Origin of the sequence: Sphingopyxis sp. P1IMeth2 (assembly GCF_900185685.1) — a bacterium.
Lineage (GTDB): Bacteria > Pseudomonadota > Alphaproteobacteria > Sphingomonadales > Sphingomonadaceae > Sphingopyxis > Sphingopyxis terrae_A.
In genome coordinates this window covers 466045-480001 of the sequence record NZ_FYAT01000012.1, presented here as the reverse complement: position 1 = coordinate 480001, position 13957 = coordinate 466045, and the positions used below count along the sequence as shown (strand labels likewise).

Below are 13957 nucleotides of genomic sequence, written 5' to 3'. Positions count from 1 at the left end.
ATGTGCGGAATTATCGGAATTATCGGCCAGGCCCAAGTGGCGGATCGCCTCGTCGACGGGCTGAGGCGCATGGAATATCGCGGTTATGACTCGGCGGGGGTGTGCACGGTCGAGGATGGCCAGCTGATCCGCCGCCGCGCCGAGGGGAAGCTTAATAATCTCGTCAAGGAACTGGCGGGCCATCCGGCGCCCGGCACCGTCGGGATCGCGCACACGCGCTGGGCGACCCACGGCGCCCCGACGACGAGCAATGCGCACCCGCACGCGACGCAGGAAGTCGCGCTCGTCCACAACGGGATCATCGAGAATTTCAAGCCGCTGCGCGAGGCGCTGCAGGCGCGCGGCCGGGTGTTCGAAAGCGAAACCGACACCGAAGTCGTCGCGCACCTCGTTTCGGAACAGGTCGAGGCGGGCAAGTCGCCGCAGGAGGCAGTGCAGGCGGTGCTGCCGCAGCTTCGCGGCGCCTTCGCGCTCGCGATCGCGTTTCGCCAGCATCCCGACCTGCTGATCGGCGCGCGCCTCGGCTCGCCCCTTGTCGTCGGCTATGGCGAAGGCGAGACCTATCTCGGTTCGGACGCGCTCGCACTCGCGCCGCTCACGCAGAAGATTTCCTACCTCGAAGAGGGCGACTGGGTCGTCATCACGAAGGGCGGCGCGCAGATCCACGACGCCGACAACAATCCGGTGACGCGCGAGATCACGACGTCGGGCGTCACCGCCGCGGCAGTCGAAAAAGGCAATTACCGCCACTTCATGCAGAAGGAGATTTTCGAGCAGCCGACCGTCGTCGCGCAGACGCTCTCCTCCTACATCCGCCCGCTCGAACAGACGGTGGCGCTGCCGCAGATGGATTTCGACCTGTCGGCGATCGACCGCATCACCATCGTCGCGTGCGGCACCAGCTATTATGCCGGCATGGTCGCCAAATATTGGTTCGAGACCTTTGCCCGGGTTCCGGTCGACATCGATGTCGCGAGCGAGTTCCGCTACCGCGATCCGGTGCTGCAACCGGGCGGGCTCGCGCTCTTCATCTCGCAGTCGGGCGAGACCGCCGACACGCTCGCCGCGCTGCGCCACTGCAAGGCCAACGGCCAGACGATCGCGGTGGTCGTCAACGTGCCGACGAGCAGCATGGCGCGCGAGGCCGACCTGCTTCTCCCGACGCACGCCGGGCCGGAAATCGGCGTCGCTTCGACCAAGGCCTTCACTTGTCAGCTCGCGGTGCTCGCGGCGCTCGCCGCGCACCTCGCGCTCAAGAAGGGCAAGCTCAGCGAGGCTGACGAGCGCGAGATCGTAAAGCATCTGATCGAAGCGCCCGCCGCATTGAATGCGGCGCTCGCGCATGACGAGGAAATCGCAGCGATGGCGCATCTGATCGCCCCGGCGCGCGACGTCCTCTATCTGGGGCGCGGCCCCGACTATCCGCTGGCGCTCGAAGGGGCGCTGAAGCTCAAGGAAATCAGCTATATTCACGCCGAAGGCTATGCGTCGGGCGAGATGAAGCACGGCCCGATCGCACTGATCGACGAGGCGGTTCCGGTGATCGTCCTCGCGCCCAGCGGGCCGCTTTTCGAAAAGACCGTCAGCAATATGCAGGAAGTGATGGCGCGCGGCGGGAAGGTCGTACTGATTTCGGATGCGGAAGGCCTCGCCGAAGCCGGCGACGGCTGCATGGCGACGATCGAGATGCCCAAGGTCCACCCGCTGATCGCGCCCTTGGTCTATGCGGTGCCGGTACAACTGCTGGCCTATCATGTGGCTGTGGCGAAGGGGACCGACGTCGACCAGCCGCGCAATCTGGCGAAATCGGTGACGGTGGAGTGACCTGGAACACGACCTGCCATTGCGGCGCCGTCTCGGTGCGTCTTGCCAAGGCGCCCGAAGAGGTGGCCGAGTGCAATTGCTCGCTCTGCCTTTCGCACGGCATCCTCTGGGCCTATTATTCGCCGAAGGACGTCGCGATCGGGGGCAAAACGCGGACCTATAATCGCGCCGACCGGGCGAACCCCAATTCGGATCTGCATTTCTGTACGACCTGCGGCTGTTCGACGCATTGGTCGGCGACCGCAGGGTTGATCGAGCGGATGGGCGGCGCGGTCGATCTGATGGGGGTCAACATGCGGCTGTTCGCGCCCGACCGGCTCAGCGGGTTGAAGCTCGTCTATCCCGACGGGCGCGGCTGGTCGGGCGAGGGGGCGTGGGGCTATGCGCGCGAAGCCGCGGTGATGCCCTGAGTCCGGTGGTTCACTCCGCCGCGTTCGCTTGCGCCAGGATCGACGCCGCAATGTCGTCGATCTTGCCGGCGACCAGAAGCGGCGCACCGCCGACCATACCGACCTGCGTCTGGCCATTTTCATAGTCGCGAAGCCAGGCGACATTTTCGGCAACGAGGAGATAGTCGCCGCCGCGCGATTTCAGGGTAATGAATTTCATGACTGTGTCTCCTGACCCCGGCCGCTCTATCGGTGAAGTATGAAGATAATGAGTTTCGCGTAATGCCCACCGCCATCATTTTCGATTTCGACGGCGTCATCGCCGACAGCGAGGTGCGCGCCAACACGACGCTTGCCGAAAGCCTGACCGCGATCGGCCTGCCGACGAGCTATGACGAGTGTCTGCGCGACTATTACGGCCATAATTGGCAGGAGACGCAGCGGCGGATCGAGGTGCGGCTCGGCGGGCCGCTGCCACCTGATTTTCGCGAGCAGCACCGGGCGCGGGCGCGCGAGCGCTTTGCCGAGGGCTTTGCGCCGGTGCCGGGCGCGCCCGAGTTTCTGGCGACGCTGGGCGACCGGCCGCGCGCGATCGCCTCGTCGAGCAGCCCTGCCTATATCGCCATGTCGCTCGACCGCTTCGGGCTTGCGCATCATTTCGGCCGGCACGTCTACAGCGCCGACGGCTGGGATCGCGGCAAGCCGCATCCCGACATCTATCTGGCGGCGGCGAAGGGTATCGGCGCCGCTCCCGCCGCCTGTCTGGCGATCGAGGATTCGCCGACGGGCGCGCAGGCGGCGCTTGCCGCGGGGATGACAGTCGTCGGCTTTTGCGGCGCCGGGCATATCGTCGATCGCGGCGCGCATGGCGCGATGCTGCGCGCCGTTGGCGTCCACCATGTTGCGGAGGACTTCGCCACGCTGCACCGCCTGCCGATTGCAGCCACCGCATAAATTGCTGTCCTGCAAGGGAAAGGCCGGTTAGGCTGCGGGTAACCCGGCGATCCGTCCGCGCGAACCCTGATCGCGCGTGACGAGCGGCGGTTTCCTGCCGTTTCTCACGGCCCACCTCACCCGAGGAGAGATGCGATGTGCGATGAATTTACCGAAGCCGACCTTGACCGTGCCGGTCTGCCCGTGCGGCGCCGCGACTTCGGCGCGCTGATGGGCGTCGGGGCGGTGGCGGCAATGCTGCCCGCAGCGGCCTGTGCGGCTGGGACGATCAAGGGGCGCGACGTCACGATCACGACCGACGACGGCACCGTCGACGCCTATTTCGTCGCGCCCGGCGAGGGCAAGCATCCCGGTGTGCTGATGTGGCCCGACATTCGCGGGCTGCGCCCCGCCTTTCGCCAGATGGCTGACCGGCTTGCCGGGGCGGGCTATTCCGTGCTGTGCGTCAACCCCTTCTATCGCTGGGCGAAGGCGCCGGTGGTCTATGCAGGACATGATTTCGACGATCCCGGCGTGCGCGAGACGCTGTTCGGCTATCTCAAGCAACTGAACCGCGCGCTCGTGCAGACCGACGCCAAGGCGCATCTCGCCTTCCTCGATGCGCAGGCGGAGGTCGATACGGCGAAAGGGGTCGGCACCGCGGGCTATTGCATGGGCGGGCCGATGGTCATCTATACCGCGGCGCTGAACCCGGCGCGCGTCAAGGCGGCGGCGAGCTTTCACGGCGCGTCGGTCGCGACCGACAAGCCCGACAGCCCGCATCTGTTGATCCCCGCGAGCGACGCCGGGTATCTCTTTGCGATCGCCGATAATGACGATGCGAAGGACCCTGAAGAAAAGACCCGGCTGAACGCGGTCCTATTGCCGCGCAAGCAGTGGCACGAGGTCGAGGTCTATAAGGGCGCGATGCACGGCTGGTGCCCGCCCGACGGCCGGGCCTATGACGAGGCGGCAGCCGAAAAGGCGTGGGGGCGGATGCTCGAGCTGTTCAAGGCGGCGCTCTGACGCCGCCGATGATGCGATGAGGGTTCATTTCATTCGGTCGGGCGAGCGGCGTTACGCGATGCGGATCGATCGCGCGTCGGCGCCGGCCCTGGTGATGGATCCCGCGCCGGGTTTCGATCCCGACTTGCCGCACGACATGGTGCATTTTGTCGCCGAAGCGCTTCTCGGGTTGAAAGGCGGCGTGTTCGGCCAGATTGCGGCGGGCGGGGATGCCGGGTCCTTTCATATCGGCGCCCCGGAAGGCGCTGATGCCAGGACCCATCGCCGCGCGGCGCGCAAACAGGCAGCGAAGGGTGCAGCGCTGATGAAGGGGCAGGGGCGCGAAGGCGAACTGTCCGAGCTCGCCGCTTTCCTGTTCGACATCGGTTGGCGCAGCCGGACCCGTTCGGACAGCGCGTCGCAGCGCGCGGCGGTGGACGAGGCTGCGCGCGTGCGCACAACGCTCAGCAGCGACGAGCGCGCGCGGATCGACGCTGTCCAAGCCGACGTGTTTGCTGCCTTCGATACGGTGTCGAAGGCATGGCGGGGCTTACGGTGTGGGGAGGCGCTCGTCCTCGAATGGCCGACGCTTCGCCGTGTCGATCACCCCATCGGGTAGAGGATGTCCTTGCCGACGCGGTCGAGCGTCTTCATCAGCGCGGCGTCGAGCACCAGCTCCTTTGCGGCGAGGATCGGTTCGAGCTGGTCGTAGCCGCTGACGCCGACGATGGTCGAGGCGACGAAGTCATGCTGCTTCGACCAGGCGGTCGCCATCGTCACCGGGTCGATGCCGGCCTCGGCGGCGATCGCGAGATAGCGTTCGGTGGCGGCGAGCGACTTGTCGTTGACGAAGCGTCGGCCCATTGCGGCCTGCCGCCCCTCCATCGCCAGATAGCGGGAGAAGCGCGCGCCTTCGGGCGTCGCGCCGCCCTGATACTTGCCCGACAGGACGCCGCCGGCGAGCGGCGAATAGGGGATCAGGCTGACGCCCTCCTGGCGGCAGACCTGCGCCAGCTCGTCCTCGAAGCGGCGGTTGTTGAGGCTGAAATTATTCTGGATCGTGTGATAACGGGCGACCCCCAGCTTTTCCGACGCCGCGAGCGATTTCATGAGGCCCCAGCTCGTCTCGTTCGAGCAGCCGAGGATGCGTACCTTGCCTTCGCGGACCAGCTCGTCGAGCGCGTCCATGATCTCGTCATAGGGCGCGTCATGGTCGGGCCAGTGCGTCTGGTAGAGGTCGACATAGTCGGTCTGTAGTCGCGTCAGGCTTGCTTCGATGGCGGTGCGGATGTTGTGGCGGTCGAGCGCGGTCATGCCGCCGCGGCACGGCGATTTGAACCAGACATGGCTCGGTCCCGAGACCTTGGTCGCGAGGATGATTGCGTCGCGGTTCTTGGTCTTGAGCCAGCGACCGACGATCTCCTCGGTGCGGCCGACCCATTTGATGTCCGGCGGTACCGGATAGCCTTCGGCGGTGTCGTAGAAATTGATCCCCTCGTCGAAGCAGCGGTCGAGGATGCGCAGCGCCTCGGCCTCGTCGGTCTGGCTGCCGAAAGTCATCGTGCCCATGCAGATGTCGGTGACGTGGATGGCGCTCTGGCCCAGGCGGCGCGTTTTCATGGGGCGGATCTCCGGTCTCGAGAGGGGTAGCTGGCCCGTGCATAGGTTGCGGATCGCAACCTTGCAATCAGATCAGCAACGCGAGCGATCCGACGAGCAGCGCCGCCATCGTCCAGTTGAAGGCGCGCAGCCGTGCGGGCGATGACAGCCAGCCGCGCAGCGAAACGCCCATCACCGCCCACAGGCTGGTCGAGGGCAGGTTGATGACGCCGAAAATCGCGGCGACGAGCAGGACCGCGGCGATATTGCGATCGGGCGCATAGAGCGCGATCGCGGTCAGCGCCATCGACCAGGCCTTGGGATTGACCCACTGGAACAGCACCGCCTGCCCGAAGCTCATCGGTCTGCCGCGCAGGCTGTCGCCGCCGCTCGGCGCGCCGGCGTTGGCCATCTTCCACGCCAGCCACAGCAGATAGGCGACGCTCACGACCTTGAGGATGAGGTTCAACACCGGAAACAGGTCGAACAGGCCCATCAGCCCGACGCCGACGAGGACGATCATGAGCGTGAAGCCGAACCCCACGCCGAGCGCATGCGGCGCGGTGCGGCGCAGTCCGAAATTGGCGCCCGAAGCCATCAGCATCATGTTGTTCGGCCCCGGCGTGATCGACGAGACGAGGGCAAAGGCGGCAAGCGCGGCGAAGGTGGTCTGTTGCATGCCGCGCAACATAAGGGCGAAACTGTCCCGGCGGGTTGCAAATTTGGGCGTCAATGTGATAAGTTTTGCAACTTATGGCTGGACTGGATCAGATTGACCGCAAGATATTGCGCGAACTTGCGAGCGAGGGGCGAATCTCCAACATCGAGCTCGCCGACCGCGTCGGGCTGTCGCCCTCGGCGTGTCTGCGCCGCGTGCAGGAACTCGAGCGCAGCGGGGTCATCAAGGGCTATCGCGCGGTGGTCGATCCGGCGAAGCTGGGGCTGACCTTTCTGGCCTATGTGACCGTCGGCCTGTCGTCGCACACGAAGAAGTCGCAGAGCGATTTCGAAGCGGCGATGGCGCTCGCACCCGAAGTGCGCGAATGCCACAATATTACCGGGACGATCGAATATCTGCTACGCGTCGAGACGCAGGATCTGGCGGCGTACAAGCATTTCCATACCGAAGTGCTCGGCGTGCTGCCGCAGGTCCATTCGATCACCACCTATGTGCTGATGGATTCGCCGAAGGACGAGCGGGCTTGATCGAGGGTAACGCCTTGAACCTCATCGTCCGCCACCGCATATCGGTTTCATGCTGAAACTGTCCTTCCTCGATCTCGTCCCCGTCACCGACACGGGCACGATCGCCCAGTCGCTCGCCAATGCCGCCGATCTTGCCCGCCATGCCGAAGCGCTCGGCTATGCGCGTTACTGGGTGGCCGAGCATCACGGGATGGCGGGGATCGCGAGTGCGGCGACGTCGGTGGTACTCGCGCATATCGGGCAGGCGACGTCGACCATCCGGATCGGCGCCGGCGGAATCATGCTGCCCAATCATGCGCCGATGGTGATCGCCGAACAATTCGGGACGCTGGAGGCGCTGTTTCCCGGCCGCATCGACCTGGGCCTTGGCCGCGCGCCGGGATCGGACGGCCGCGTCGCGCAGGCGCTGCGCCGCAATCTTGCGAGCGACGAGCGCCAGTTTCCGCAGGATGTGGTCGAATTGCAGGCCTTCCTTGCCGGGGACGACCGGCTGGGTATCCGCGCGGTGCCGGGCGAGGGGACGAATGTGCCGCTGTGGATCCTGGGGTCGAGCCTGTTCGGCGCGCAGCTCGCGGCGATGCTCGGGCTGCCCTATGCCTTTGCCAGTCATTTCGCGCCCGACGCGCTCGACGAGGCGCTCGACATCTATCGCCGCCAGTTCCGGCCCTCGGAGCAGCTGGCCGAGCCCTACGCCGCCGCCGCGTTCAACGTCTTCGCCGCCGACACGCGCGAGGAGGCCGAATTGCTCGCCTCGTCGCAGCAGCAGGCGTTCGTCGCGCTGCGCACCGGCAATCCGGGCAAGATGAAGCCGCCGCTGGCGGGTTACAAGGACAGCCTTCCGCCCAATGCGCGCGCGATCCTCGACCATGTGCTGCAATGTTCGGCGGTCGGCACGGTCGACGACATCGCCGCGGGCCTAGAGAGTTTTGCCGCGCGCACCGGCGCCGACGAGGTGATCGTCGCGTCGTCGATGTACGACCATGTCGCGCGCAAGCGCTCGCTCGCCATCGCGATCGAGGCGGCGAAGCGCCTCTGATCAGGCGGGCGGATCGCTCGGTTCGGGACGGAAGCTCAGACTGGCGAGGCGCCACGCCGCGTCGTCGCCCATCAGGTCGGCGGCGGTCGGCACGTCGGCGGGCGAAGGGCAATCGACCTCGGCATCGATATAGCGGCCCGTTTCGCGCAGCCGCACGCTGACATCGCCATAGCGGGCCTTGAGCGCCGCGATCAGATCCTCGGCATCGTCGGACAGTTCGTTCGAGGCCAGTTTGCGCGGCGTCCCGTCGAGCAGTTCGGCGACCGCCTGATCGAGCGCGCCGATCGCGTCCTTGACGATCGACAGCGCGATGAACAGCGCTGCCGTCGCATCGGCCCACCACCAGCCGAGACCGATGCCGACGATGCCCGCGATGCCCGCCAGCCCGGTCTGCCAATCGGCCTTTTGCATCAGCGCGTCGGTGTGCAGCACCTTGTCCTTGATGCGTTCGGCAACGGGCTGCTTGATCCGGCCGAGGATGATCGGCGGGACGATCGAATAGACCAGCGCCGCGATCATCAGCCAGCCGAGCCAGACCGTGTGGCCGAAGAGGGTGACGCCGCCGACGGTGGGATGTTCGCGGCGGATGAGCGTGGTGATGCTTTCATAGGACAGGAAGGCACCGACCGAGAGCAGCGCGGTTGCCGCGATCAGAAAGGCCAGGCTGTTGCCCCGCCGATAGCCGAAGGGAAAGCGCCGGTTCGGATCGCGGCGTTCCCATCGCGCCGCGAGCAGGAAGACGATCGCGGGCACCAGGCTCAGAAAATCTTCGATCACCGCCGATTTCATCGCCTGGCTGGCGCCCATCGTCAGCCACATCAGCACGATCACGCTGCTCATCCAGAAGAGCGTCCACCATTCGAGCCGTTCGCCGCGCCGGACGTCGGCGGCGATGACGGGATCAATACCGCCGTGGACGGTCATCGCCGCGCCTCTGCGACCATGCGGTCGGTAGCGAGGACGAGGGCATTTTCTCCATTGCGGCGCGCAATGCGCAGGACGGGCGTGTCGGCATCGTCGGGCTCGCCATGCGTCAGCGGCTTCGACAGCGCGATTTCGGTCTTCCACGGCGAGGCCTTGGCGAAATGGCCGACCACCGCATCGACATCGCCTTCTTCAAGCATGTGGAGGGCGTGCTCGCCATGCGCCTCGACGCGCGCGAGGGTTGCGCCATGCGCCGCAGCGTAGCGACCGAGCAGGGCGAGCGCGGGCGCGGCGTCGGGTGTCGCGGGAAGGACGATGACGCGCATCGTGCCGGTGCGGGAAATGCGTTCGCTGGTGCCGCCGGCATCGCGCGGCATGCCGTCGCATGCGGCGAGCAGCAGGGGCAGCAACAGGAGCGCGGGCATCTTTCGCATCATTGGGCGAACGCGGATCAAAGGGCTTGGTTGCATCGAACAGGACAGGGTCAGGCGCCGTGTTGACGCGCCTCTGGCGGCGGCGGTATAGGGGCGGCCCGTGCAAGGGCGGCCCGCTTTGGGGTCGCCTTTTTACTTTAGGCTTTTTGGAAAGGTGCCCGATATGTCGATCACGCCGCTGATGCCCGTTTACCCCCGGTGCGGTGTGCGTCCGGTGCGAGGCGAGGGCGCCTATCTGATCGGCGAGCGCGGCGAGCGTTATCTCGATTTCGCGAGCGGCATCGCGGTCAACCTCCTCGGTCACGGCCATCCGCATCTGACGAAGGCGATCCAGGATCAGGCGGCGACGCTGATGCATGTGTCGAACCTTTACGGCAGCCCGCAGGGTGAAGCCTTTGCGCAGCGGCTGGTCGACAATACGTTCGCCGATACGGTGTTCTTCACCAATTCGGGCGCCGAGGCGGTCGAATGTGCGATCAAGACCGCGCGCGCCTATCATTCAAGCGCGGGCAATGCGCACAAGCACACGCTCATCACCTTCAACAATGCGTTTCATGGGCGCACGCTCGGCACGATTTCGGCGACCAATCAGGAAAAGCTGCGCAAGGGCTTCGACCCGTTGCTTCCGGGCTTTGCCTATGCGCCCTTCGACGATCTCAACGCCGCGCTCGATCTGGTCGACGACAGCACGGCGGGCTTCCTGCTCGAACCCGTGCAGGGCGAAGGCGGTATCCGCCCGGCGTCGCAACCCTTTCTGCAGGGGCTGCGCGACATCTGCAACGAACGCGACCTGATGCTGGTGTTCGACGAGGTCCAGTGCGGCGTCGCGCGCACCGGATCGCTCTATGCCCATGAACAGTTCGGCGTCGCGCCCGACATCATGGCGACCGCAAAGGGCATCGGCGGCGGCTTCCCGCTCGGCGCCTGCCTTGCCACCGAAAAGGCGGCGCGCGGCATGGTCATCGGCACGCACGGATCGACCTATGGCGGCAATCCGCTGGCGATGGCGGCGGGGCAGGCGGTGTTCGACGTCATCCTGGAGGAGGGCTTCATGGATCAGGTCAAGGCGACGGGCGAGCGGCTGCGCGGCGCGCTCGAACAGCTTATCCCCAATCACGATCATCTGTTCGAAAGCATCCGCGGCATGGGCCTGATGCTCGGCATCAAGATGAAGTCCGACAGCCGTGCCTTCGTCGCGCATCTGCGCGACAACCACGGACTGCTGACGGTCGCGGCGGGCGACAATGTCGTGCGCATCCTGCCGCCGCTGAACATCGAACAGGGTCATATCGACGAATGTATCGAGAAACTGTCGGCGGGGGCGGCGAGCTACACGCCGCCGGAAGCATGAGCGCACCCGCGCTGCGGCATTTCCTGAACCTGTCCGACGCGGGCGGGGATGCCATCGCGGCGATGCTTGCCGGCGCGATCGACCGCAAGACGGCGCGCGCAGCCTGGCCCAAGGGCCGGGTCGATGCCGACGCGCCGCTTGCGGGCCATGTGCTGGCGATGATCTTCGAGAAGAATTCGACCCGCACGCGCGCGTCGTTCGACATGGCGATCCGCCAGCTCGGCGGCAGCGCGATGGTGATGGAAGCGGGGTCGATGCAGATCGGCCGCGGCGAAACCATCGCCGATACGGCGCGCGTCCTGTCGCGCTATGTCGATGCGATCATGATCCGCACCGATGATCATGCGAAGATCGAGGAGCTGGCCGAACATGCCAGCGTCCCCGTGATCAACGGGCTGACCGACCTGTCGCACCCGTGCCAGATCGTTGCCGACCTGCTGACGATCGTCGAGGGCGGCAAGGCCTTGCCCGGCCTTGAGCTCGCGTGGCTTGGCGATGGCAATAATGTGCTCGCCTCGCTGATCGAGGCGGCGGGGCTGTTCGGCTTCAATGTTCGCGCCGGGGTACCGCAAGGCTACGACCCCGACATGCGCTTCGTCGAGGCGGCCCGCGCACAGGGCGCGCGCATCGACATCCTGCGCGACGCGGCCGAGGCGGTCGCGGGCGCCGATATCGTCGTCACCGATACCTGGGTGTCGATGGGGCAGGAGCATGCCCACAACAAACTGGCCGCAATGGCGCCCTATCAGGTCGATGAGCGATTGATGGGCAAGGCGAAGGGCGATGCGCTCTTCCTCCACTGCCTGCCCGCTCATCGCGGCGAAGAGGTGGTCGATGCGGTGATCGACGGCGCGCAGTCGCGCGTGTGGGACGAGGCGGAAAACCGCGTCCATGCACAGAAATCGGTTCTTTTGTGGGCGTTGGGGAAATTGTGAGCGAGACGCGCGAAACCTGGTTCGACGAACCCCTGATCTTCACCATCGCCGAGCGGCATGTCCGCGGCCGCTTCGTGCGGCTGGGGCCGGTGCTCAACCGCATCATGGCGGCGCACAGCTATCCGCCGGTGATGGAAAAGCTGCTCGCCGAGGCGCTGGTGCTGACCGTGCTGCTCGGTTCGACGCTCAAGGACGATGAAAGCCAGATGACGCTGCAGGCGCAGACCGGCGGCGGTCCCGTCGATCTGCTCGTCTGCGATTATCGCGCTGGCGAGCTGCGTGGCTATCTGAAGTTCGATGCCGAACGACTGGCCGAGGTCGGCCCCGATCCGACGCTGTTCGGTCTGTTCGGCGAGGGTTTTCTGGCGATCACCTTCGATCAGGCGGTGAGCGGCGAGCGCTGGCAGGGGATCGTCCCGCTCGAAGGATCGTCGATCGCCGATGCCGCCGAACATTATTTCGAGCAGTCCGAGCAGATACCGAGCCTCGTCCGCCTTTGCGCGCGGCACGACGCTGAGCTCGGCTGTGTCGCCGGCGGGCTGCTGCTGCAGCATCTGCCCGACGGCGAGGTCGGGCGCGACCGGATCGAAGCGCGCGCCGATCATCCCGAATGGGACCATGCGCGCACGATTGCGGCGACGCTGAAGGACGAGGAACTGACCGACGCCGCGGCCTCGCTCGAGACGTTGGCGTGGCGGCTGTTCCACGAAGAGGAAGTGCGCGTCGAACCCGGCGTGGCGGTGTCGCGCGGCTGCCGCTGCAACATCGACCATTATGCGCGGGTGCTGGCACAGTTTCCCGAAGCCGAACGGCAGGAAATGGCCGACGAAGAGGGGATCATCCAGGTCGATTGCGCCTTTTGTTCGCGGTTGTTCCCCGTCCCGCTCGCCGAGATCGCGACCCGCCACTGACGCACGGGCCGTCGATGAAGCGAGGCATGCGTGCGCTGAATGGTTGAAATATGCGGGTTCGATGATTAGGTGATGCGCGGGGTCGTTGCCGTTCCACACGGAACGGCCGGTGGACAAGGTGCAAATGACGATCTTCTCTCCCATGTTTCGCATATCGGCGATGGCGCTTGCCCTGACCGGAGCGGCGAGCGCGGTGCCTGCGCAGGCGCCGACGCTGGCCATGCTCGACCGGCTGGAAAAGGGCAGTTGGCAGCTGCGCGAGCGCGGCACGGATGCGGTACTCCAGACCGTATGTCTGGGTGACGCGCGCCGCCTGATCCAGGTCTATCATCCGCGCGCGACCTGCTCGCGCTATGTGATCGAGGATACGCCGACATCGGTGACGGTGCATTACACCTGCCCCGGCGCCGGGCATGGCCGCACCACGATCCGCAGCGAAACGAACCGCCTCGTTCAGATCGACACGCAGGGGATCGCCGACGGCAAGCCCTTCTCGCAGGCGATCGAGGCGCGCCGCGCCGGCGGCTGCTGAAACAAACCTTTTGTTAACCATCCTTCGCTAGAAGGGGGATTGCGACACGCCGATGTGTGTCCTTCTCCCTAACGGCATTCATGCCGCACTGGGCCGCTCGTCGAACGACGCGCGGCCCATTTTCTTTGGTGCGCCGCACAAATCGCGGTCTTGCGCGAAGCGCGGCGCGGGCGTATCGCGCCGCGATGCAGGATCTTTCCGGAAAAACGGTGATCGTCCTTCTGTCGGGCGGTCTGGACTCGATGGTTTGCGCAGGACTGGCGCGCGAGGCGGGGGCACGGATCGTTGCACTGACCGTCGATTACAACCAGCGGCACCGCGTCGAGCTGGACTCGGCGGCGCGGATTGCGACGGCGGTGGGCGCGGCCGAGCATATCGTGCTGCCGCTCGATCTGCGGCGCTTCGGCGGGTCGGCGCTGACCGCCGACATCGATGTGCCCAAGGACGGCGTGTGCGAGGATATTCCCGTCACCTATGTTCCCGCGCGCAACCTGATCTTCCTGTCGCTGACGCTCGGCCTCGCCGAAGCGCGGCGGTCGCAGGACATCTTCATCGGCGTCAACGCGCTCGACTATTCAGGCTATCCCGATTGCCGCCCCGAATTCATCGCGGGCTTCCAGCATCTCGCGCAGCTCGCGACGCGCGACGGCGACAAGGGGGTCGATTTTGTGATCCATGCGCCGCTGCAGCATATGACCAAGGCCGACATCGCGGCCGAGGCGGCGCGGCTCGGCATGGATGCGGGGATGAGCTGGTCCTGTTACGACCCGACGCCCGAGGGACTGCATTGCGGCCTGTGTGACAGCTGCCGCCTGCGCCGCAAGGGCTTCGCCGACGCCGGGCTCGCCGACCCGACGCGCTACGCAGTCGAGGCCTGA

17 protein-coding genes are annotated in these 13957 nt (G+C 66.1%); 12 read left to right on the top strand and 5 right to left on the bottom strand.

Annotation, left to right across the window (positions count from 1 at the left end; all coding sequences use genetic code 11):
* Together glmS and P1IM2_RS09110 are read left to right on the top strand one after the other, a co-directional pair.
* Nucleotides 1-1824, top strand: a complete 1824-nt coding sequence (gene glmS, locus P1IM2_RS09115; RefSeq protein WP_062902677.1) for a glutamine--fructose-6-phosphate transaminase (isomerizing) — start codon at nt 1-3, stop codon at nt 1822-1824.
* On the top strand, nt 1821-2234 hold the full coding sequence (locus tag P1IM2_RS09110; protein WP_186402244.1) for a GFA family protein: 414 nt from the start codon (nt 1821-1823) through the stop codon (nt 2232-2234). Before glmS ends, P1IM2_RS09110 begins: the two co-directional genes overlap by 4 nt.
* Nucleotides 2235-2244: 10 nt before the next feature.
* Here the strand turns inward: P1IM2_RS09110 and P1IM2_RS09105 are convergent, their stop codons facing one another.
* Nucleotides 2245-2433 (bottom strand): hypothetical protein, encoded by a 189-nt coding sequence (locus tag P1IM2_RS09105; protein WP_058811798.1) that lies wholly within the window; start codon nt 2431-2433, stop codon nt 2245-2247.
* Between the two features lie 62 nt (nt 2434-2495).
* Here P1IM2_RS09105 and P1IM2_RS09100 point away from each other — a divergent pair, with 62 nt between their 5' ends.
* The 3 genes from P1IM2_RS09100 to P1IM2_RS09090 all read left to right on the top strand — a co-directional run bounded on the left by P1IM2_RS09100 (nt 2496) and on the right by P1IM2_RS09090 (nt 4770).
* The gene (locus tag P1IM2_RS09100) at nt 2496-3167 is read left to right on the top strand and encodes an HAD family phosphatase (RefSeq protein WP_186402243.1); all 672 of its coding nucleotides are present in this window, start codon (nt 2496-2498) and stop codon (nt 3165-3167) included.
* A gap of 135 nt (nt 3168-3302) precedes the next feature.
* Nucleotides 3303-4172 carry a dienelactone hydrolase family protein gene (locus tag P1IM2_RS09095; RefSeq protein WP_186402242.1) on the top strand — a complete coding sequence of 290 codons (870 nt, stop codon included), beginning with the start codon at nt 3303-3305 and terminating at the stop codon, nt 4170-4172.
* A gap of 58 nt (nt 4173-4230) precedes the next feature.
* Nucleotides 4231-4770: a hypothetical protein gene (locus tag P1IM2_RS09090; RefSeq protein ID WP_222103020.1), complete on the top strand. Its 540-nt coding sequence runs from the start codon at nt 4231-4233 to the stop codon at nt 4768-4770.
* Here the strand turns inward: P1IM2_RS09090 and P1IM2_RS09085 are convergent.
* Together P1IM2_RS09085 and P1IM2_RS09080 are read right to left on the bottom strand one after the other, a co-directional pair.
* Nucleotides 4755-5771, bottom strand: a complete 1017-nt coding sequence (locus P1IM2_RS09085) for an aldo/keto reductase (protein WP_062902672.1) — start codon at nt 5769-5771, stop codon at nt 4755-4757. The two genes, P1IM2_RS09090 and P1IM2_RS09085, sit on opposite strands and share 16 nt — an antisense overlap.
* 67 nt (nt 5772-5838) lie before the next feature.
* A complete protein-coding gene (locus P1IM2_RS09080; protein WP_186402240.1) occupies nt 5839-6429 on the bottom strand; it encodes a LysE family translocator in 591 nt (196 codons plus the stop codon).
* A gap of 74 nt (nt 6430-6503) precedes the next feature.
* Here P1IM2_RS09080 and P1IM2_RS09075 point away from each other — a divergent pair, with 74 nt between their 5' ends.
* Both P1IM2_RS09075 and P1IM2_RS09070 read left to right on the top strand, forming a co-directional pair.
* On the top strand, nt 6504-6956 hold the full coding sequence (locus P1IM2_RS09075) for an Lrp/AsnC family transcriptional regulator (RefSeq protein ID WP_186402239.1): 453 nt from the start codon (nt 6504-6506) through the stop codon (nt 6954-6956).
* A gap of 49 nt (nt 6957-7005) precedes the next feature.
* Nucleotides 7006-7992, top strand: a complete 987-nt coding sequence (locus P1IM2_RS09070; RefSeq protein WP_186402238.1) for an LLM class flavin-dependent oxidoreductase — start codon at nt 7006-7008, stop codon at nt 7990-7992.
* Here the strand turns inward: P1IM2_RS09070 and P1IM2_RS09065 are convergent, their stop codons facing one another.
* Complete coding sequence (locus P1IM2_RS09065) at nt 7993-8916, bottom strand: cation diffusion facilitator family transporter (RefSeq protein WP_186402237.1); 924 nt, start codon at nt 8914-8916, stop codon at nt 7993-7995. It abuts the gene before it with no gap.
* Complete coding sequence (locus tag P1IM2_RS09060) at nt 8913-9353, bottom strand: hypothetical protein (RefSeq protein WP_222103019.1); 441 nt, start codon at nt 9351-9353, stop codon at nt 8913-8915. Before P1IM2_RS09060 ends, P1IM2_RS09065 begins: the two co-directional genes overlap by 4 nt.
* Nucleotides 9354-9513: 160 nt before the next feature.
* Here P1IM2_RS09060 and P1IM2_RS09055 point away from each other — a divergent pair, with 160 nt between their 5' ends.
* The 5 genes from P1IM2_RS09055 (at nt 9514) to queC (ending at nt 13957) form a co-directional block, all read left to right on the top strand.
* Complete coding sequence (locus P1IM2_RS09055; protein ID WP_186402235.1) at nt 9514-10701, top strand: aspartate aminotransferase family protein; 1188 nt, start codon at nt 9514-9516, stop codon at nt 10699-10701.
* Complete coding sequence (gene argF, locus P1IM2_RS09050) at nt 10698-11636, top strand: ornithine carbamoyltransferase (protein WP_186402234.1); 939 nt, start codon at nt 10698-10700, stop codon at nt 11634-11636. The genes P1IM2_RS09055 and argF overlap by 4 nt, the downstream gene beginning before the upstream one ends.
* A complete protein-coding gene (locus tag P1IM2_RS09045; RefSeq protein WP_186402233.1) occupies nt 11633-12547 on the top strand; it encodes an Hsp33 family molecular chaperone HslO in 915 nt (304 codons plus the stop codon). The genes argF and P1IM2_RS09045 overlap by 4 nt, the downstream gene beginning before the upstream one ends.
* A 160-nt stretch (nt 12548-12707) precedes the next feature.
* Entirely contained in the window at nt 12708-13079 is a 372-nt protein-coding gene (locus P1IM2_RS09040) for a hypothetical protein (RefSeq protein WP_234178632.1), read from the top strand.
* A gap of 185 nt (nt 13080-13264) precedes the next feature.
* Nucleotides 13265-13957, top strand: a complete 693-nt coding sequence (queC, locus tag P1IM2_RS09035; RefSeq protein ID WP_062903239.1) for a 7-cyano-7-deazaguanine synthase QueC — start codon at nt 13265-13267, stop codon at nt 13955-13957.